This window comes from Acidovorax sp. sif1233 (assembly GCF_019218755.1).
Taxonomy (GTDB): domain Bacteria; phylum Pseudomonadota; class Gammaproteobacteria; order Burkholderiales; family Burkholderiaceae_C; genus Acidovorax.
Genome location: NZ_JAHUWZ010000001.1, coordinates 1406141 through 1426082 on the forward strand (window position 1 = coordinate 1406141; position 19942 = coordinate 1426082).

Sequence of the window (19942 nt, forward strand, 5' to 3'; positions counted from 1 at the left end):
AGGCTGGGTTCGTTGGCAGGTTTGTAGCCCGGAACCGCCGCGTGCGTTGTCGTTGCAAAGACAACATGGCCGAGCCCTTGTGGCTAGCATGAAGCCGGCAATCAGCAAGCTTTGCAGACCCACGAAGGAGACACCCATGGCATGGCATATCGAGGCGGTGGACGGCTGCGCCGTCGTCCGCATGAACACCAACAAGGTCAACGTGCAGAACGCACTTTTTTTTGCCGACCTGCACGATGCCTTCGACCGGCTCGAACGCGAGTTCGGTGAACTGCCGGTGGTGCTCACGGGGCAGGGCGACGCGTTCTCGGCCGGGATCGATTTCGACTACAGCTTCGGCATCTTCGGCAGCGGGAGCAAGGATGCCGTCCGCGAGTGGTACAAGGCCTACCGCGAGACCAATCTGCGGATCTTCGAGTACTCCCGGCCCACGGTAGCGGCGGTCAACGGCCATGCCATCGCGGGCGGGCTGATCACGGCGCTGGACTGCGACTTCCGCGTGGCGGCGCGCAAACCCGCCAAGTTCGGCCTGAACGAAGTGCCCATCGGCATCCCCATGCCGGCGGCCTACGTGGAGATCATCAAATACGCCCTGGGCGACCAGGTGGGCGCGCTCGCCACGCTGCGCGGCAAGCTCTACACACTGGAAGAGGCCGAGCGACTGGGTTTCTTCCACGAGGTGGTGGAGCCCGAGCAACTGCTGGCCACGGCCATTGGCTATGCGAAGTGCATCACGCCCGACTGCAACACCGCCTACGCGATGTCCAAGAAGGCGCTGCACGACAGCGTGATGCGCCAGATCGAGGAGCGCACCGTGGCCCTGGACGACTACCTGCCTGCCGGCATGGGCGACGCGGGCAACCGCCGTGCGCAGGACCGCCGCCGGCAAGAGATCATGCGCAAGCGTTGAAGCACAGGGGTATCCATGATCGACCTCTACAGCTGGCCCGCACCCAACGGGCACAAGGTGCACATCCTGGTGGAGGAGCTAGGCGTTCCCTACCGCCTGGTGCCCATCAATATCACCCAGGGCGACCAGCACCAGCCGGCCTACCGTGCCATCAACCCCAATGGCAAGATCCCGGCCATCGTCGACCATGCCCCGGCCGATGGGGGCGGGCCCTTCACGGTGTTCGAGACCGGCGCCATCCTGCTGTACCTGGCGGACAAGGCGCAGCGCTTCGTGCCCGCCGAACTGCGTGCACGAAGCGATGTGCTGCAGTGGCTTTTCTGGCAGGTGGGCGGGCTCGGGCCGATGATGGGGCAGGCGCAGCATTTCTTTCGCTATGCGCCAGAGCCGGTTCCCTACGGCATCGGGCGCTACCAGAACGAGACGCGGCGGCTGCTCAAGGTACTCGATGAGCGGCTCGAAGGCCGCGAGTACATTGGCGGCGCCTATTCCATCGCCGACATCGCCTGTTTTCCGTGGGTGCGCATCCACAAGATGACGGGCGTTGCGCTGGACGATTTTCCGCGCGTGCAGGCCTGGTATGGCCGTGTGCGCAGCCGGCCCGCCGTGGGGCGAGCGATGGACCTGTTGCGCGGGAGCTGGGTGGATGTGACCACGTCCAGCGACGCCAGGCACAACCTCTTCGAGCGCGGGTAACCGGGCATGCCGGACCACAGCAGCACGGCAGGCGTGGATGCCTTCATCGATCTGCGCAGCCCGTACTCGTACCTGGCGCTGCGGCAGGCGCGCGATCTGGAGCAGCGCAGCGGGTTGCGCTTCGATTGGTGGCCATACATCACGGACTTTCAATCGGCTTATGGCGGCGAGGTGAGCGATCGCTCCCCGCGGGACGTGGCCAAGCTCAAGTACCTGTACATGGACTGCCGCCGCCTGGCGCAGCTGCAAGGCCTCACCATCCGCGCCACCACCAAGCTGTGGGACGCGACACTGGCCAGCCAGGCCCTGCTGTTCGCGCGGTCGCGGCAAAGGCTGTGGGAGTTCTGCGATCCGCTGCTGGCCGCGTTCTGGCGCCGCGAGTTCGATCTGGAGTCGCCTGTGCAGGTGGAGGCAGCGCTGGTGGCTGCCGGGCTCTCGGCCGGCGACTGGCAGGGCTATCTGCAGCGCGATGCGCAGAGTGACTTTGCGATGGCCTCCCAAAGGGCGCAAGCGCTGGGGGTGTTTGGCGCGCCATCGTTCGTCTGCCAGGGCGAGCTGTTCTGGGGCGGCGACCGCATGGAGTTGCTGGCACGGCGCCTGGAGGCCTTGCGCAACAGTGCAGATGCCAATTGACGTGCGGCGAAACCAGCCAGAGGACGGGGTGGTGCGGTATGTGCAAGCAGGTGTGAGGGTGGTGGGGCGGGCCCGGCCCATGGCGTCAGAATGACCCATTGCCCAAGCGCTACCGGAAAGCCCCATGCTCCGTTGGAATGCCCTGTTGACGAAGGCTGTGCTGGCCGCCACCGCCCACGGGCTGGTACATGCTGCGCTACCCGGGCCGCTGCACGGGCGCGGACCGGTGGGTGTTGCTGAGTAGCGTGGCCGGCGTCGAGGCCGAGAGCGCCGGCGGTGCCAACGTGCAGGGCGTGTACCTGGTAGCTACCGGGGCCGACGGCTACCAGCCCTGGTGTCGCTGGACAACCAGCGCGTGCTGATCGCCTGTCGGCTGGACGGCCAGCCACTGGCACGCGGTATGGCGCGGCTGGTGGTAGCGGGCGATGGCAAGGCCGGCCGCCCGGTCTCGGCGCTCGAAACCATCGAGGTGTTTGCGGCCGCGCCTGCGGTGCGGTAGCCGAGAAGGGGTCACGCCGTCGGCACAACGGTCTCGTACCCGGCGTCCTCGGGGCATCGACGGGGCCGTTCGGGCCGGCTCCGGTCAGCCCACGCCCCTTCCGCAATTTCCCAAGATGTCGCATAACAAAGGGTTTTCCCTATGGTTCGTGGAAATGTTAACGTTAACATTCATACGTTGCTGCTGTTCAGGCATGGTCTGAAGTGGGTTTTCAAGTCGCTTTGGTCGGTCTGAAAGGCGGCTCGTCCCCTTGAACACTGCTTGATACCGCCGAAGGCAGGGTGCTGCAAGCCGCTTGTACGACCTGTTGATACGCCCTGACCACCCACCAGACCTGATACCACCATCCATGACCCCGCAAGACCTCAAATTCATCATGGGCTCCGGCCTGCTGTCCTTCCCCATCACGGACTTCGACGAGCAGGGTGAATTCCGCCCCAGGACCTACATCGAGCGCCTGGAGTGGCTCGCCCCCTATGGCGCCAGCGCCCTGTTCGCCGCCGGCGGCACGGGCGAGTATTTCTCGCTCTCGGGCCCCGAGTACGGCCAGGTCATCAAGACCGCCGTGGACACCTGCCGCGGCAAGGTGCCCATCATTGCCGGCGCCGGCGGCCCCACCCGCACCGCCATCGCCCATGCCCAGGAGGCCGAGCGCCTGGGCGCCCACGGCATCCTGCTGTTGCCCCACTACCTGACCGAAGCCGGCCAGGAGGGCCTGATCGAGCATGTGGCCGCCGTGTGCAACAGCGTGAAGTTCGGCGTCATCGTCTACAACCGCGACCGCACCAAGCTCACCGCCGATTCCCTGGCCATCCTGGCCGACCGCTGCCCCAACCTCATCGGCTTCAAGGACGGCGTGGGCAATATCGAGACCATGTCTTCCATCTTCATGAAGATGGGTGACCGCTTCTCCTACCTGGGCGGCCTGCCCACGGCCGAGGTGTATGCGGCGGCCTACAAGGCGCTGGGCACGCCGGTGTATTCGTCCGCAGTGTTCAACTTCATCCCCAAGACGGCCATGGAGTTCTACAAGGCCGTGGCGGCCGACGACACGGCCACGCAGCACAGGCTGCTCAAGGAGTTCTTCATGCCCTACCTGGCCATCCGCAACCGGGTGGAGGGCTATGGCGTGAGCATCATCAAGGCGGGCGCCAGGATCGTGGGCCACGACGGTGGCCCGGTGCGCGCGCCGCTGACGGACCTGAAGCCCGCCGAGGTGGAAGAGCTCAAGGCGCTCATCGACAAGCTCGGCCCGCAGTAAGCGCGCCCCCCTGTCCCACGCCAACCCTTCAACCCAAGGCCCCGCAGAGGGCCGCCGACCACCACCACCACCTCAGGAGACATCCCTCATGTTCGTCAAGCAACTGCTGCTCGTGGCCAGCGCCTGCACCCTGGCGTTTTCCGCATCGGCCCAGACGGCCGGCACGCCCTGGCCCGAAAAGCCCGTCACCATCGTTGTGCCGTTTCCGGCGGGCGGCTCCACCGACATGGTGGCGCGCGCCATGGCCCAGCACATGGGCGACAAGCTGGGCCAGAACTTCGTGGTGGACAACCGCCCCGGTGCCACGGGCACGCTGGGTGCGGGTGCCGTCAAACGCGCCGCGCCCGATGGCTACACGTTGCTGGTGTCGTCCCTGGGCGCCTTCGTGGTGGCGCCGCACCTGCTCAAGAGCGTGCCGTACGACGCGCTCAAGGATTTCGACTACATCACCGTGCCCGTGCAGGCACCCAATGTGCTGGTGGCCTCGCCGGCGCAAAAGGCACGCACCGTGAAGGAGGTGATCGCGCAGCTCAAGGCCAACCCCGGCAAGGTGAGCTTCGCGAGTTCGGGCAACGGCTCGTCGGACCACCTCTCGGCCGAGGTCTTCTGGCAGCAAAGCGGCACCGAAGGCCTGCACATCCCCTACAAGGGCGGCGCGCCGGCCATCAACGACCTGCTGGGCGGGCAGGTGGAGTTCTCGTTCCAGAACGTGAACGCCGTGCTGCAGCACATCCGCGGCGGCAAGCTGCATGCGATTGCCGTCACCGGCGACAAGCGCAGCCCCGTGCTGCCCGACGTGCCCACCCTGGCCGAGGCCGGCGTGGCCGGTGCCGAGGTGTACTCGTGGCAGGGCATGGCCGCGCCCAAGGGCCTGCCTGCGGCCGTGAAGAAGAAGCTCTCGGACGCCGCCATCGCCGCCATGAACGACCCCGCCGTGAAGAAGCGCATGCTCGACCAGGGCCTGGAGATCGTGGCCAGCACGCCCGAGGCTTTCACCGCCTACCAGGCACGCGAATTCGCGCGCTGGAAGACGGTCATCGAAACCCGAAAAATCACTGCCGATTAAGCCTTGTCACGGGGCGTCTTTGCGCGTCCATCTTCGTTTCCAGACCACCATGACCACCTCTTCCATCCCTTCTGCCACCAGCACCCCCGTCGTCACCGAGCTGCGCGTGGTGCCCGTGGCGGGCCACGACAGCATGCTCATGAACCTGAGCGGCGCGCACGGCCCGTTCTTCACGCGCAACCTGATCATCCTGCGCGACAGCGCGGGCAACACCGGGGTGGGCGAGGTGCCCGGCGGCGAGAAGATCCGCCAGACCATCGAGGACGCACGGCCATTGATCGTGGGCCGGCCCATCGGCCACCACAACGCCGTGCTCAACGCCATGCGCGCCCGGTTCGCCGACCGCGATGCGGGCGGGCGCGGCCTGCAGACCTTCGATTTGCGCATCACCATCCACGCGGTGACGGCGGTGGAGTCGGCCTTCCTGGACCTGCTGGGCCAGCACCTGAACGTGCCCGTGGCCGCGCTGCTGGGCGATGGCGTGCAGCGCGAGTCGGTGCAGATGCTGGGCTACCTGTTCTACGTGGGCGACCGCGCAAAGACCGACCTGGCCTACCGTACCGAGCCCGGTGCCGACAACGACTGGTTCCGCCTGCGCAACGAGAAAGCCATGACGGCCGACGGCATCGTGCGCCTGGCCGAGGCCGCGTACGAACGCTACGGCTTTGCCGACTTCAAGCTCAAGGGCGGCGTGCTGCGCGGCGAGGAAGAGGTCGAGGCCATCCGCGCGCTGCACGAGCGCTTTCCCGAGGCGCGTGTGACGCTGGACCCCAACGGCGGCTGGCTGCTGAAAGATGCGGTCCGCATCACGCGCGACCTGCACGGCGTGATGGCCTATGCCGAGGACCCCTGCGGTGCCGAAGGCGTGTTCTCGGGCCGCGAGGTGATGGCCGAGTTTCGCCGCGCCACGGGCCTGCCCACCGCCACCAACATGGTGGCCACCGACTGGCGCGAAATGGCGCACAGCCTGGCCCTGCAGTCGGTGGACATCCCCCTGGCCGACCCGCATTTCTGGACCATGGCCGGATCGGTGCGCGTGGCGCAGATGTGCCAGGCCTTCGGCCTGACCTGGGGCTCGCATTCCAACAACCATTTCGACGTCTCGCTGGCCATGTTCACCCACGTGGGCGCCGCCGCCCCCGGCCGTGTGACCGCAATCGACACGCACTGGATCTGGCAAGACGGCGAGCGCCTGACGAAGGAGCCGTTCCAGATCAAGAACGGCTTTATCGAGTTGCCCAAGAAGCCCGGCCTGGGCGTGGAGCTGGACATGGACGAGGTGGAGCGCGCGCACCGCCTGTACCTGGAGCACGGCCTGGGCGCGCGCGACGATGCGGTGGCCATGCAGTACCTGATCCCCGGCTGGAAGTTCAACAACAAATCGCCCTGCATGGTGCGCTGAACGGGCCTGCGGCCCGGGGAGCGGATGCTTGAGTCAGGCGGTCTTGTCTTCCGCCCGGCGTCTTGGCAGCTGGCGCTTGATGGACGGCCGCTGCAGGCGCTGCTTGGGGTCGGCGCCGTCGGGCAGGTCGGTGGCACGCTGCAACTGCAGGTGGGCCACCAGGCCGCCCGTGCTGGAATTGGCCAGCGCGAAGATGCCGCCCATGCGCTGCACCGTCTTGTCGACGATGGACAGCCCCAGCCCCGCACCGGCGGCGGCCGTGCGGGCGGAATCCCCCCGGAAGAAGGGTTTGGTCAGGTTGGACAGCTGCTCGGGCGGCACGCCCGGGCCATGGTCGCGCAGTTTGACCAGCACCCAGTTCTCCCGGCCTTTCGCGACGATGTCCACGCTGGTGATGCCGGTGTCCTCGGTCTTGCCATAGCGCCGGGCGTTCTCCAGCAGGTTGGAGATCACGCGCGCCAGTTCCACTTCGTCAGCCAGCACGTTCAAGTCTTCGGGCACCGACATGGTGATCTGGAGTTCGCGGTGGTCCTGCACGGCGTACACGCAGGACGAGACCACCGCATGCAGGTTGACGGGTGTCAGCGTCACGTGGTCAGGCCGCGCGTAGTCGAGGAACTTGTCGATGGTGGCGTCGAGCTGCACGATGTCGGCCACCATGTGCTCGCGCGCGACTTCATCGTTCACGCTCATCTCGGTTTCGAGCCGCAGGCGCGCCAGCGGCGTGCGCAGGTCGTGCGAGATGCCGGCCAGCATCACGGCGCGGTCCTGCTCCAGCTTGGCGAGCTTCTGCGCCATGCGGTTGAAGCCGATGTTCACCTCGCGGATTTCACTGGTCACCACCTCTTCGTCGAGATGGCTGGCCGCAAAGTCGCCGTCCTTGACGCGGTTGGCGGCGTACGACAGCTGCTTGAGCGGCCGGTTGATCAGCCGTGCAATGGCCGCGGCGCCTGCCAATGACAGCGCCCCCGCCGTGATCAGCCAGATCAGCCAGGTGCGGCCGCCCGCCGGGCTGAAGCGCGAGCGGTCCATCAGCAGCCAGTTGGGGTCGCCGTTGATGTTGAAGCCGACCCACAGGCCTGTTTCTCCATTCACGTTTTGCGCCACGATGGTGTCGGGGCCCAGGCGCTGGGTGAGCTCGTCGGTCAGGCGGTTGCCCAGGGCCGTGCCCTCCAGCAGTTCGAATTTGTCGCGCGGCTCGCGCGGCAGGATGCGCACGCCTTCCTGATCGGCCATGGTCTTGATGAGCGACACGCGGGCGATGGCATCGGAGTGCACGAGCGCGGCGCGGCTCAGGTTCACCAGCGAGGCGATCTGCTGCGCGGTGTGCAGCGTGCGCGGTTCAAACTCCAGCGCTCTCAGTGTCTGCAGCCATGCCAGGATGCTGCCCACCAGGAGCAGCGCCAGCAGGAAGAAGGTGCGCCAGAAGAGATTGAGGCCCACGCGGGCCCGTTGCTCCCGAGCCTGTCTCAGGGACTCGAGGGGGGCGGGGCTGGTGGCGTCGGAAGGAGCGGTCACGGACTGCCGGAACGATGGTGATCTCGACCTCGGATGGCCGTCGGATTTGCGCATACAAGAAAGAAGGAAGGGGTCAGCTCGTTCCGTCCGGCACGAAAACGTAGCCCACGCCCCACACGGTCTGGATGTAGCGCGGTGCGGCGGCGTCCACTTCCACCAGCTTGCGCAGGCGCGAGACTTGCACGTCCAGGCTGCGGTCAAAGGGCTCGAACTCGCGGCCGCGTGCCAGCAAGGCCAGCTTTTCGCGCGACAGCGGCTGGCGCGGGTGGCGTACCAGGGCCTTGAGCATGGCGAACTCGCCCGTGGTCAGGGGCAGCTCTTCGCCATTGCGCTGCAGTGCGCGGGTGCCCAGGTCGAAGGTAAAGGGGCCGAAGGTCACGACCTCGTTGTCGCCCGAAGGCGCACCGGGGGCTTCCTGCGCGGGGCGGCGGCGCAGCACGGCGTGGATGCGCGCGAGCAGTTCGCGGGGGTTGAACGGTTTGCCCAGGTAGTCGTCGGCGCCCACTTCCAGGCCCACGATGCGGTCCACGTCCTCGCCCTTGGCGGTGAGCATGATGATGGGCGTGCGGTCATTGGCCGCACGCAGGCGGCGGCAGATGGACAGGCCGTCCTCGCCCGGCATCATCAGGTCGAGCACGATGATGTCCACGGTCTCGCGCAGCAGCAGGCGGTTGAGTGCCTTGCCGTCTTCGGCGACCATGACTTCAAAGCCTTCCTGGGTGAGGTAGCGGCGCAGCAAATCACGGATTCGTGCATCGTCATCCACCACCAGAACTTTGTCGGTGCGATTGGTTGTTGTGGCCATCTTGATCCCAAGTCCAATTTGTAACAGAGCCGATTCTGACCACTTGGAACGCCGAAGTTCGGGTTTTGGCCTTGGGTTTGACCAACTGTTACAAGTTTTGCCCAGCTTCGCACAGTGCGCAGCGGGGCTTCATCACGGGCGGGATGCCACGCGGTTATCGTGGTGCCCCGCGCTGCCCAACGAAGGGCGGCGCTTTGATGCCAAGGATGTTTCCGCCATGAAGATGACTACCAAAATGATAGCTGCAGGCGCTTTTCTGGCTTGCGCTGGAGCCGCATTTGCTCAGAATGCACCTGCGGCAGAGCCGCGCAATGTGGTGCAGCTGTCAGCCACGGGCACGGTCGAAGTGCAGCAGGATCTGCTGGTGCTCAGCCTCGCCACCAGCAAGGAGGCCGCGGATGCCGCCACCGTGCAGGCGCAGCTCAAGCAGGCGCTCGACACGGCGCTGGCCGAAGCCAAGCGCAATGCCCAGCCCGGCCAGCTGGATGTGCGCACGGGCCCGTTCGGCCTTTTCCCGCGCTACAACAAGGACGGCAAGATCAATGGCTGGCAGGGCCGCGCGGAACTGGTGCTGGAAGGCCGCGATTTCGCCCGCATCACCACCACGGCGGGCAAGATCCAGACCATGGCCATCCACCAGGTCGCGTTCGGCCTGTCGCGCGAGGCGCGTGCCAAGGTGGAGGATGAGGCCCAGACCCAGGCCATCGAGCAGTTCAAGGCCCGCGCGGCCGAGCTGGCCAAGGGGTTTGGCTTCAGCAACTACAGCCTGCGCGAGGTGGCGGTGAACAGCAATGAGATGGCGCCCGGTCCCCGCCCACGCGTGATGGCCGCCGAGGCCAAGATGGGCGGGGCCTATGCGGACTCCGCCGTCCCGGTGGAAGCGGGCAAGGCCCAGGTGGTCGTCAACGTGTCGGGCTCGGTGCAGATGCGTTGAGACCGGCCGGCCCGGCCACAGCGCCAAGGCTGAAAGTCAAATCCCGCACTGAAAGTGCCGTCTGTTCTGGGCTGAGCAGCGGCACCTGCTGTTGAAAATGGAGCATCTGCCGGGAGCATGTGGCGGCGGCCCCGTGCCCCCGGGGGCCCAGCCCCTTACTGCGCCGCCCAGCCGCCGTCCATGTTCCAGGCCACCCCGCGCACGTTGTTGGCGGCGGGGGAGCAGAAGAACACGGCCAGCTCGCCCAGTTCTTCCGGCGTGGTGAACTGCATGGAGGGCTCCTTTTCGCCCAGCAGCAGCTTCTTGGCGTCCTCGTTGGACAGGCCATGTTCCGCTGCCTTGGCATCCACCTGCTTTTGCACCAGGGGCGTCAGCACCCAGCCGGGGCAGATGGCATTGCAGGTCACGCCGGTGGTGGCATTCTCCAGCGCGGTCACCTTGGTCAGGCCCACGATGCCGTGCTTGGCTGCCACGTAGGCGGCCTTCTGTGCCGAGCCCACCAGGCCGTGCACCGATGCCACATTGATGATGCGGCCCCAGTTGGCGCCCTTCATGGCGGGCAGCGCCAGGCGCGAGGTGTGAAAGGCGCTCGTGAGGTTGATGGCGATCACCGCGTCCCAGCGTTCCACGGGGAAGTCTTCCACGTTGGCCACATGCTGTATGCCGGCGTTGTTCACGAGGATGTCCACGCGCCCGAACTGCGCGGTGCTGTACTTCATCATGTCTTCGATGTCGGCCACACGGCTCATGTCGGCGCCGTGGTAGGCCACCTGGACACCTGCGGCCTCGCCAGCGGCCAGCACCTCGGCGCGCGGGCCTTCCACGTCTCCGAAGCCATTGAGCACGATGTTGGCGCCTTGGCGGGCCAGTGCCTTTGCGATTCCAAGACCAATGCCACTGGTCGAGCCGGTGACGAGGGCGGTTTTGCCTTTCAGCATGAGAGTCTCTCCGAATGAATTACGATGAACGCAAGGGAAGGGCGGCACGGATTGCGTGGCACGCGGCCACCCGGATCAGGATGGATGCAGGGCGCAAATCGCAGCGACAGCCACGGCGGTCGGGGATTTGCAGCGCGGCAGACACCCGGGACTGCGGATGGACGCAGTGCGGCGATCCGTGCCGACCTTCCCGGCATTATCAAGCGCTGCCCCTCGATTCCGCTCCCCATGATTGAACCTACGCTGAACTACGTACTGTGCCCTGGCCCCGCGGCCACCGGGGTGTCTTCTGGTAACGCCTCCGTTGCCGAGTCTCGCCACCGCATGGCGTACTGGGAGTGGAATGCCACGGGCAATCCAGCACATCCGCACGTGGTGCTCTGCGTGCACGGCCTCTCGCGCCAGGGGCGGGACTTCGACACCCTCGCGCGTGCGCTGAGCGCGCATGCCCGCGTCGTCTGTCCTGATGTGGTCGGGCGGGGCCAGAGCGACTGGCTGGCCGATCCCATGGGCTACCAGATCCCCCAGTACGCGGCCGACATGCTCGCGCTGGTGGACCAGTTGCAGGCGCAGGGCCCCATCGCCACGCTCGACTGGGTGGGCACCAGCATGGGAGGGCTCATCGGCATGGGCGTCGCGGGGCAGCCAGGGCTGCCGCTGCCCGTGCCCGTGCGGCGCCTGGTGCTCAACGACGTGGGGCCGGTCATCCAGTGGGAAGCCCTGCAGCGCATCGGGCTCTATCTGGGACAGCTGGCACGGTTCGAGTCGCTGCAGCAGGCGGCGGATGCCATGTGGGCCATTTCGACGAGCTTTGGCCCGCACACGCCGCAACAGTGGCTGGAACTTTCGCGTCACATGGTGCGCACGCTGCCGGAGGGCGGCATCACACTGCACTACGACCCTGCCATCGCGGTGCCGTTTCGGGCATTGACGCAGGAGTCCGCCGCGGCGGGGGAGGCCATGCTCTGGCAGCTGTATGACCATATCGCCGCGCGCACGCTGCTGCTGCGCGGTGCGCAATCGGATCTGCTGTCCCGCGAAACCGCGCAGGCCATGGCGCAGCGAGGCCCCCGTGCGCGCTTGGTGGAGTTCGAAGGCGTGGGGCATGCGCCCACGCTGGTGGCGGCCGACCAGGTCGCTGCAGTCACCGGTTTCCTGCTGGCGGCGGAAGGTGCTTCGGCCGGATGAAAACCTACCCTCCCGCACAGGCGTCCCTCGCCCCCCAGGCCGAGGTTCTCCCCCAGCTCATTGCAGCCACTGCGCACACGCTGCCCGAGCAGGTCAACGCGCTGGCCCGCGCCCGCGCCTTCGCCGAGCCCCTGATGGCGGGCGAGACCCTGGACTCGGGCGAAAACACGCTGGCCCATGCCGATGCCGTGGCCGCCATCCTCAAGGGAATAGGCGGCTCCGAGGCCATGCAGGCGGCCAGCTACCTGGTGCACGCATGCATTCACCTCAACAAGCCCGAAGAGGTCATTGCCAAGGCCTTTGGCGAGAACTTCGCGGCGCTTGCGGTGGAGACCACCAAGCTCATGCGCGTGCAGCAGCAGGCCCGCGCCGCCGAGCACCTGGACGACCCCGCCATCCAGACGGAGAACGTGCGCAAGATGCTGCTCGCGTTCTCGCGCGACCTGCGCGTGGTGATGCTGCGCCTGGCCTCGCGCCTGCAGACGCTGCGCTTTCATGCGTCCGCCAAGCGCCCCGTGTCGCCCAGCCTGGCGCGCGAATCGCTGCAGGTATTCGCGCCGTTGGCCAATCGCCTGGGCATCTGGCAGGTCAAGTGGGAGCTGGAGGACCTGTCCTTTCGTTTCCTGGAGCCCGACACCTACAAGGAAGTGGCGCGCCTGCTCGACGAAAAACGCGGCGAGCGCGAGGTGTACATGGAGCAGCTGCGCGCGCGGCTCGAAGCTGACCTGCGCGCGCGCAGCATCAGCGCCAGCGTGCAGGGGCGCCCCAAGCACATCTACAGCATCGTCAAGAAGATGCGCGGCAAGTCGCTCAACTTCGACCAGGTGTTCGACATCCGTGCGCTGCGGGTTGTCGTGCCCACGGTAAAGGATTGCTACGCCGCCCTGAGCTGGGTGCACGAGCAGTTCAAGCCCATCGTGGAGGAGTTTGACGACTACATCGCCAAGCCCAAGCCCAACGGCTACCAGTCGCTGCACACCATCGTGCGCGACGACCACGGCAAGCCCATCGAAATCCAGATCCGAACCCAGGCCATGCATGACCATGCCGAACACGGCGTGGCCGCCCATTGGGCCTACAAGGAGGCGGGGAGCAAGGGCTATGCGGGGGTTTCTGCCTCGGGCGAATACGACGCCAAGATCGCGGTGCTGCGCCAGCTGCTGGCATGGGAGCGCGACCTCTCGGGTGCTGTACCCAATCGGGGGCTGTTCGAGGACCGCATCTACGTGCTGACGCCCGATGCCGCCGTGGTGGAGTTGCCGCAGGGCGCCACGCCCGTGGACTTCGCATATGCCGTGCACACCAGCCTCGGGCACCGCTGCCGGGGGGCCCGGGTGGACGGCGCCATGGTGCCACTCAACACCCCGCTGCAAAACGGGCAGACCGTGGAGATATCGACTGTCAAGGAGGGCCGCCCCTCGCGCGACTGGCTCAATGCCGAGCTGGGCTACCTCACCAGCCATCGCGCCAAGGCCAAGGTGCGTGCCTGGTTCAACGCCCAGGCGACACACGAAACCGTGGCGCGGGGCCGCGAGGCGGTCGAGAAGCTGCTCCAGCGCGAGGGCAAGACCGCCGTCAAGCTGGACGACCTTGCGGTGCAGCTGGGTTTCAAGTCTGCCGACGCCTTGTTTGAGGTGGTGGGCAAGGACGAGTTCTCGCTGCGCAACATCGAAACGGTGCTGCGACCGCCCGAGCCTGTGATGCAGCCGGATGACTACCTGCTGCTCAAGAAGGCCCGCACGAATGCCGCTCCGAAGGGCGGCGTACTGGTCGTCGGCATCGACTCGCTGATGACCCAGCTGGCCAAGTGCTGCAAGCCGGCACCGCCCGATTTGATTCGCGGCTTCGTGACGCGCGGCAAGGGGGTCAGCGTGCACCGGGCCGATTGCAGCAACTTTCGCGAGATGGCCGCGCGCAGCATCGAGCGTGTCATCGAGGTGGAATGGGGCGCGCCAAAGTCAGCGGCGGTTGCAGCCGTGTATCCCGTCGATGTAGCCGTGGAAGCCGCCGACCGCCAGGGCCTGTTGCGCGACATCTCTGAAGTCTTTGCCCGGGAAAAAACCAATGTGATCGGCGTACAGACCCAGTCGGTGAAAGGCACTGCGTGGATGACCTTCACGGTGGAGGTCGCCGATTCAGGCCGCCTCAACAAGGTCCTCGGCATCGTGGCCAGCGTGCCGGGCGTGCGCTCGGCACGCCGCCGCTGAGCGGCTTGCAGGACAGGCATGCAAAGGGCGCCAGTGAGTTCCATGCGAAGTGTTGCCTGTTTTTTGGCAAGCCCCTCATTTTTATGGCTATAATCGTGGTCTAAACAACGACAGGCGCGTAGCTCAGCTGGTTAGAGCACCACCTTGACATGGTGGGGGTCGTTGGTTCGAGTCCAATCGCGCCTACCAAGTTTCCTTCTGAAGTGAACCAGACTTCGGGTTTTCGGGATTCTTGAGGACCCTGTTTTTTGGGGTTCCTGATCAAATTAAGCCGCCCCCACTGGGCGGCTTTTTTGTTTCTGCGCAACGTCCAGCTTTGCCCTGTCTGTCCTGGCCCCAGGCCGTTGACCCATTCCGCATGGCGGTTGAAAGGCAACTGGGCAATCCCGCGGCCTGTCTGTGGGGCGACGGGTGAGTGGCTCGGCCCGCGCCACAATCACTCGTGATCGCATATGTGCAATGCTCCACAGGCGCTTGCCACGGAGGCATCCATATAAGAAGGGTGATTGATGTCGTGGCTCATGGCGCCTTGTGGCGAGATTTGGCGACTGGGGCACACCTATCGGCGGGTGGCTGCACGCAGATTGGCGTTTGTCTGACACGGCGAGATGTTTCGCCGCGTTAACTTGGGGGCTCCAGAGAGAAGGGTCACCACCATGAACACACCAGCCAATTCTTCCCGCATGCAACACGTTCTCGTGGATACGGATCCAGAACTGGGCATGTACGACACCCGCGTCTTCTGGCTTGCCGCAGTGGTTGCCACGGTGGCGGTGCTGGCGGTGGCGTATTTCAAGATGGGCTATTGAATCGTTCGATGCCGCCATCGCCTGGGCCGGCGTTCCCGTCTCCCATCAACCGCACCGCCAAGCGCGGTGCTTCATCGCGCTGGTGCTATCTCTTGAGTGCAAGCGGCACCGCTGGTCTTGATTCTTGACGTATCCCTGTATACCAGCAGCCTGCACGGCGCATGACATGGCTGGCACTTTGCGCCCACCAAAGGCCGCGTGGCCCATCTCTGCCGCAGCCCTCCGCGACCCTGATCGCGCGGCCATCCTGAGTGGCAAGAAACTTCATCCCCTCCCCTTCGAAGCACCGGCGCCACGCGGTGCGGGCCGACCTGAGCTGCTACCGCCGAAGCCGCCCGCCAGCTAGAAGTGGGGCGGCGGGTCTTGCACCGGGGGTGTGCCTGGCTGCGCTGGCGGATCGACCTGGGGTGGCTCGGGCGTCCAGGGGGGCGGGGTGTCCACGGGAGGGAAGGGGGGTACGGGGGAGGGGGCGGGTACGTGGGTGTGAAGCATCGCGGTCTTTCCTTTCGAGTGGACCTGGGCAATGGCCTCACGTTATCGCCTTCCCGTGGCGCTTTGTGCCAGCCAACACGCCGACCCGGCCTCAGCCTCGTGCGATAGGCCCGGGCAGGGGCCGTTACGTCTCGACAGGCAAGTTGCTTGCGTTGTCAGCGCGTAACGCCGATAGGGGCCTACGATGCTTCTGTCAGGCTCTCTCCCTGACACCTCCCCTCCTCTTGCTTTTTTCATGCGAGAGTTCGGCCCGCCTGGTGCGGGCTTTTTTTTTGCCTGGGCTGGGGGCCGCCCCACGCGCGCCGCGCGCCTGCCCCTGGGGTGCAACGCCTGCCACTGCGGGCAGGCGTCAGCCCATGCCCGGAGCGGGTGAGGCGGCACCTGCGGGCACCAGGGGGCTGCCTTGCCCGTGCAGGCGCACCTGTGGGAGGCAGTCGGGATGCTCGCGCTGGATGAAGGTCACCAGTGCCTCGCGCACGCGGCACCGCAGGTCGAAGGCCAGGCCTGAAGAGCGCGCGGAAACCAGCACGCGTATCTGGAGGGTGCGCTCGGTCACGTCGGTCAACTGAAGAATGCCGACGCGCCGGTCCCATTCGGGGGCCGCCTCCAGCACGCGCTGCAATTCGGCGCGCAGGGGATCGAGCGGCATGCGGTAGTCGGCGAAGAGGAACACGGTGCCCAGAATCTCCGAGCTGGTGCGCGTCCAGTTCTGGAACGGGTGTTCGATGAACCACTGCAGCGGAATGATCAGGCGCCGTTCGTCCCAGATGCGCAACACCACATAGGTGCCGGTGATCTCTTCCACGCGGCCCCATTCGCCCTCGATGATGAGCACGTCGTCGATGCGAAGCGGCTGGGCCAGCGCGATCTGCAGGCCCGCGATCATGTTGCTGAACACCGGGCGCGCTGCGATGCCGGCGACGATGCCCACCACGCCGGCCGATGCCAGCAGGCTGGCGCCCACCTGCCGCGCCCCTGGAAAGGTCATGAGCATGAGGGCCACGCCGGCCATCACCACGCCGGTCATCGCGGTGCGAGACAACACGCGTGCCTGCGTGGCGATGCGCCGCGCCGTGAGGTTGTCCTCCACGTCCGCGGGATGCTGCGCGATGACGCCATTGGCAAGTCCGCCAATGGCCGCGATCAGCAGCCAGCACGCTCCGCCGATCACCAGCAGGCCGTTGAGATGCCGCACGCTGCCGATGTACCTCAAGTCGTCGCTGGCCGCCTGCCAGACGAGCTGGAGCGCGATCAGCGGCAGCAGAACCCGCATGACGGGAATGCAGGCGATGACCACCGCACGCACCACCGGAACCGGGGCCGTGGCACGGCGCAGGACCACCGCGGCGATGCGGTGGGCCATGGCGGCGACGGCCACGGCCAGGAGGGCGGCGAGGGCGGTGGCAGACCAGGGAGACAGGTGAAGTCCTTCGGGCATGGCAGGGCAGGGTGGGGCGAGGCCGCGAACGGCAGATGGGCGGGAACAGCGACTCTCGCATCGGCACCGGGCGCTGTCTGTCGGACGGGGCGCCGCGCCTGTTCGCCGTGCATGCGCGTGGGCCCCGCCGTGGGCTGCCGGCAAGCGGGCGCACAACCCGTTGCAGGCGCCCCTGCGGCAGCGGTGGACAAGTTGCCATCAGGGTATTCCTTTGCAATTGCCGGGGCTCTCCCTCCCTAGAATGTGTTGCACTGCAATACATGGGTTTCCGAGCCCGAGGAGTTCGTTGTGTCCGAACAGAAAAGTGCCGCGTCCAAATCGGCCCAGCGCGTGATCAAGAAGTACCCCAACCGTCGTCTGTACGACACGGATACCTCCACCTACATCACGCTGGCGGAAGTGCGCCATCTGGTGATGGACCACCAGAGCGTGGTGGTGCGCGACGCCAAGACGGGCGAGGACCTCACGCGCAGCATCCTGCTGCAGATCATCCTGGAGGAGGAGGCCGGCGGCGCCCCCATGTTCACCGAGGCGGTGCTGGCCAACATCATCCGTTTCTATGGCCATGCCATGCAGGGCTTCATGGGGGCCTACCTGGAGAAGAACGTCCAGGCTTTCACCGACATCCAGGCCAAGCTGGCCGAGCAGTCGCAAAGCGTGACCCCGGAGATGTGGGCGCAGTTCATGAGCCTGCAGTCGCCCATGCTCAAGGGCATGATGGGCAACTACGTGGAGCAGTCGCAGTCCATGCTCACGCAGATGCAGGAGCAGATGCAAAAGCAGACGGAGCAGATGCTGGGCGCCTTCGGCATCAAAAGGTAGCCCCCTGAGCCACTGGCGACGCGGGTTCCACGGCGTCCGCTGGTCCCGGGCGCGCCGGTTTCACGGGTTGGCGGGCACGGCAAACGTTCGGGAAATGGGCAATCCCACCCTGTTGCACGCCGGAACTGGGACAATACGGGGATATGAGCGAAGTACTGTCCCCCACGAAAACACCCAAAGTCGGTTTTGTGAGCCTTGGCTGCCCCAAGGCTCTCACGGATTCCGAACTGATCCTCACGCAGCTGAGCGCCGAGGGTTACGAAACCTCCAAGACCTTCCACGGGGCTGACCTCGTCATCGTCAACACCTGCGGCTTCATCGACGATGCCGTGAAGGAAAGCCTGGACACGATTGGCGAGGCCTTGGCCGAGAACGGCCGGGTGATCGTCACCGGCTGCCTGGGCGCGCGCGCGGGCGAGGATGGCGGCAACATGGTGCGCCAGATGCACCCCAGCGTGCTGGCCGTGACCGGCCCGCACGCCACGCAGGAGGTGATGGACGCTGTCCACCTGAACCTGCCCAAGCCGCACGACCCCTTCATCGACCTGGTGCCCGGCAACTTCGGCATCGCGGGCATCAAGCTCACGCCCAAGCACTACGCCTACCTCAAGATCAGCGAGGGCTGCAACCACCGCTGCACCTTCTGCATCATCCCCTCGATGCGCGGCGACCTGGTGTCGCGCCCCATCGGCGACGTGCTGAGCGAGGCCAAGGCCCTGTTCGAAGGCGGCGTGAAGGAGCTCTTGGTGATCAGCCAGGACACGTCTGCCTACGGCGTGGACGTGAAGTACCGCACCGGCTTCTGGGACGGCAAGCCCGTCAAGACCCGCATGCTGGAGCTGGTGCAGACCCTGGGCGAGATCGCCGAGCCCTACGGCGCCTGGGTGCGGCTGCACTATGTGTATCCCTACCCGAGCGTGGACGAGGTGCTGCCGCTCATGGCCACGGGCAAGGTGCTGCCATACCTGGACGTGCCGCTGCAGCACAGCCACCCCGATGTCCTGAAGCGCATGAAGCGCCCGGCCAGCGGCGAGCGCAACCTGGAGCGCATCCAGCGCTGGCGCGAGGTGTGCCCGGAGCTGGTCATCCGCAGCACCTTCATCGCCGGCTTCCCCGGTGAGACGGAAGAAGAGTTCGCGCACCTGCTGGACTTCGTGCGCGAGGCGCAGATCGACCGCGCGGGCTGCTTTGCCTACAGCGACGTGAACGGCGCCGCCGCCAACGAACTGCCCGGCATGCTGCCCATGGAAGTGCGCGAGGAACGCCGCGCCCGCTTCATGGCCGTGGCCGAAGAGGTCTCCATCGCCCGCCTGCAGCGCCGTGTGGGCGCCACCATGCAGGTGCTGGTCGACTCCGCCCCGGGCCTGGGCCGCAAGGGCGGCGTGGGCCGCACCTACGCCGATGCGCCCGAGATCGACGGCACGGTGCAGCTGCTGCCGCCCGAGAAGATCAGCAAGACCATGAAGGTGGGCGAGTTCACCAGGGCCCGCATCGTGGGCGTGCGCGGGCACGACCTGGTGGCGCAGCCTATCTGAATGGGTGATTGAAAAAAGTGAGCTGCCAGCGCTGGTGTGTAGAGGGTTTCAAGGTGTTTTCTCCTGGAAACCTATAGGCAGCAAGCGGCGGAAGCTCATTTTTTGATAGAGCCGTGGGGCAGGACCCCATGAAAAAAGGCTTCCCGAGGGAAGCCTTTTTGCTGGGTGCCACACGATGTTTACACGCGCTTGCGGTATTCGCCGGTGCGGGTGTCGATTTCGATCTTGTCGCCTTGCGAGACGAACAGGGGCACGGGCACTTCGAAGCCGGTGGCGATCTTGGCGGGCTTGAGCACCTTGCCGGACGTGTCGCCCTTGACGGCGGGCTCGGTCCAGGTGATTTCGCGCTCGACGCTGGTGGGCAGTTCGACCGAGATGGCCTTGCCGTCGTAGAACACCACTTCCAGGGACATGCCGTCTTCCAGGTAGTTCAGTGCGTCGCCCATGTTTTCGGCTTCGACTTCGTACTGGTTGAACTCGGTGTCCATGCAGACATACATGGGGTCGGCGAAGTAGGAGTAGGTGCACTCCTTCTTGTCCAGGATCACGTTGTCGATCTTGTCGTCGGCCTTGAACACGTTTTCGGTGCCGAAGTTGCCGATCAGGCTCTTGAGCTTCATGCGCACGGTGGCGGCACCGCGGCCGCCGCGGGCGTATTCGGTCTTCAGGACCACCATGGGGTCCTTGCCGTGCATGATGACGTTGCCGGCGCGGATTTCTTGAGCGATTTTCATAGCAAGTTGCTTGGGTTGGGGCCGCTCAACGCGCGGGCCGGCAAATTCGCTGGGT

Annotated in this window: 19 protein-coding genes and 1 tRNA gene; 15 read left to right on the plus strand and 5 right to left on the minus strand. The window is 66.0% G+C overall.

The features are described from left to right. Nucleotides 1-136 precede the first annotated feature (136 nt). From KW843_RS06430 to gudD, 8 genes are all read left to right on the plus strand, one after another. Nucleotides 137-910: an enoyl-CoA hydratase/isomerase family protein gene (locus KW843_RS06430; RefSeq protein WP_218294219.1), complete on the plus strand. Its 774-nt coding sequence runs from the start codon at nucleotides 137-139 to the stop codon at nucleotides 908-910. Nucleotides 911-925: 15 nt separating this feature from the next. Next, a complete protein-coding gene (locus tag KW843_RS06435; RefSeq protein WP_218294220.1) occupies nucleotides 926-1606 on the plus strand; it encodes a glutathione S-transferase N-terminal domain-containing protein in 681 nt (226 codons plus the stop codon). Nucleotides 1607-1612: 6 nt separating this feature from the next. Then, nucleotides 1613-2239 carry a DsbA family protein gene (locus KW843_RS06440; RefSeq protein WP_218294221.1) on the plus strand — a complete coding sequence of 209 codons (627 nt, stop codon included), beginning with the start codon at nucleotides 1613-1615 and terminating at the stop codon, nucleotides 2237-2239. 188 nt (nucleotides 2240-2427) lie between these two features. Next, nucleotides 2428-2601: a hypothetical protein gene (locus tag KW843_RS06445; protein ID WP_218294222.1), complete on the plus strand. Its 174-nt coding sequence runs from the start codon at nucleotides 2428-2430 to the stop codon at nucleotides 2599-2601. Then, complete coding sequence (locus KW843_RS06450) at nucleotides 2595-2738, plus strand: hypothetical protein (RefSeq protein ID WP_218294223.1); 144 nt, start codon at nucleotides 2595-2597, stop codon at nucleotides 2736-2738. Before KW843_RS06445 ends, KW843_RS06450 begins: the two co-directional genes overlap by 7 nt. 349 nt (nucleotides 2739-3087) lie before the next feature. Next, the gene (gene kdgD / locus KW843_RS06455) at nucleotides 3088-3999 is read left to right on the plus strand and encodes a 5-dehydro-4-deoxyglucarate dehydratase (protein ID WP_218294224.1); all 912 of its coding nucleotides are present in this window, start codon (nucleotides 3088-3090) and stop codon (nucleotides 3997-3999) included. 88 nt (nucleotides 4000-4087) lie between these two features. Then, on the plus strand, nucleotides 4088-5065 hold the full coding sequence (locus KW843_RS06460; RefSeq protein ID WP_218294225.1) for a tripartite tricarboxylate transporter substrate binding protein: 978 nt from the start codon (nucleotides 4088-4090) through the stop codon (nucleotides 5063-5065). A 49-nt stretch (nucleotides 5066-5114) separates the two neighbouring features. Then, on the plus strand, nucleotides 5115-6467 hold the full coding sequence (gene gudD, locus KW843_RS06465; RefSeq protein ID WP_218294226.1) for a glucarate dehydratase: 1353 nt from the start codon (nucleotides 5115-5117) through the stop codon (nucleotides 6465-6467). 33 nt (nucleotides 6468-6500) lie between these two features. On the opposite strand, the gene KW843_RS06470 is transcribed toward gudD, so the two are convergent. Beyond that, on the minus strand, nucleotides 6501-8039 hold the full coding sequence (locus KW843_RS06470; protein ID WP_218294227.1) for an ATP-binding protein: 1539 nt from the start codon (nucleotides 8037-8039) through the stop codon (nucleotides 6501-6503). 19 nt (nucleotides 8040-8058) lie between these two features. Next, nucleotides 8059-8790: a two-component system response regulator OmpR gene (gene ompR / locus KW843_RS06475; protein ID WP_010460834.1), complete on the minus strand. Its 732-nt coding sequence runs from the start codon at nucleotides 8788-8790 to the stop codon at nucleotides 8059-8061. Nucleotides 8791-9007: 217 nt separating this feature from the next. On the opposite strand from ompR, the gene KW843_RS06480 reads away from it, so the two are divergent. Beyond that, nucleotides 9008-9724: an SIMPL domain-containing protein gene (locus tag KW843_RS06480; RefSeq protein WP_218294228.1), complete on the plus strand. Its 717-nt coding sequence runs from the start codon at nucleotides 9008-9010 to the stop codon at nucleotides 9722-9724. A 155-nt stretch (nucleotides 9725-9879) separates the two neighbouring features. Here KW843_RS06480 and KW843_RS06485 read toward each other — a convergent pair whose 3' ends face one another. Further along, nucleotides 9880-10662 carry a 3-hydroxybutyrate dehydrogenase gene (locus KW843_RS06485; RefSeq protein ID WP_218294229.1) on the minus strand — a complete coding sequence of 261 codons (783 nt, stop codon included), beginning with the start codon at nucleotides 10660-10662 and terminating at the stop codon, nucleotides 9880-9882. A 228-nt stretch (nucleotides 10663-10890) separates the two neighbouring features. Between KW843_RS06485 and KW843_RS06490 the strand changes: the two genes are divergently transcribed. From KW843_RS06490 to KW843_RS06505, 4 genes are all read left to right on the plus strand, one after another. Further along, a complete protein-coding gene (locus tag KW843_RS06490; RefSeq protein ID WP_218294230.1) occupies nucleotides 10891-11850 on the plus strand; it encodes an alpha/beta fold hydrolase in 960 nt (319 codons plus the stop codon). Then, nucleotides 11847-14057 (plus strand): bifunctional (p)ppGpp synthetase/guanosine-3',5'-bis(diphosphate) 3'-pyrophosphohydrolase, encoded by a 2211-nt coding sequence (locus KW843_RS06495; RefSeq protein ID WP_218294231.1) that lies wholly within the window; start codon nucleotides 11847-11849, stop codon nucleotides 14055-14057. The genes KW843_RS06490 and KW843_RS06495 overlap by 4 nt, the downstream gene beginning before the upstream one ends. 112 nt (nucleotides 14058-14169) lie before the next feature. Further along, nucleotides 14170-14246, plus strand: a tRNA-Val gene (locus KW843_RS06500). Between the two features lie 467 nt (nucleotides 14247-14713). Continuing rightward, nucleotides 14714-14866, plus strand: a complete 153-nt coding sequence (locus KW843_RS06505; RefSeq protein WP_218294232.1) for a hypothetical protein — start codon at nucleotides 14714-14716, stop codon at nucleotides 14864-14866. An 841-nt stretch (nucleotides 14867-15707) separates the two neighbouring features. Here KW843_RS06505 and KW843_RS06510 read toward each other — a convergent pair. Then, on the minus strand, nucleotides 15708-16796 hold the full coding sequence (locus tag KW843_RS06510; protein ID WP_218294233.1) for a mechanosensitive ion channel family protein: 1089 nt from the start codon (nucleotides 16794-16796) through the stop codon (nucleotides 15708-15710). A 288-nt stretch (nucleotides 16797-17084) separates the two neighbouring features. Here KW843_RS06510 and phaR point away from each other — a divergent pair, with 288 nt between their 5' ends. Continuing rightward, nucleotides 17085-17618, plus strand: coding sequence for a polyhydroxyalkanoate synthesis repressor PhaR (phaR, locus tag KW843_RS06515; protein WP_218294234.1), 534 nt, complete (start codon nucleotides 17085-17087; stop codon nucleotides 17616-17618). Between the two features lie 143 nt (nucleotides 17619-17761). Then, entirely contained in the window at nucleotides 17762-19153 is a 1392-nt protein-coding gene (gene rimO, locus KW843_RS06520) for a 30S ribosomal protein S12 methylthiotransferase RimO (protein WP_218294235.1), read from the plus strand. Between the two features lie 179 nt (nucleotides 19154-19332). On the opposite strand, the gene efp is transcribed toward rimO, so the two are convergent. After that, nucleotides 19333-19887, minus strand: a complete 555-nt coding sequence (efp, locus tag KW843_RS06525) for an elongation factor P (RefSeq protein ID WP_057223504.1) — start codon at nucleotides 19885-19887, stop codon at nucleotides 19333-19335. Nucleotides 19888-19942: the final 55 nt, after the last annotated feature.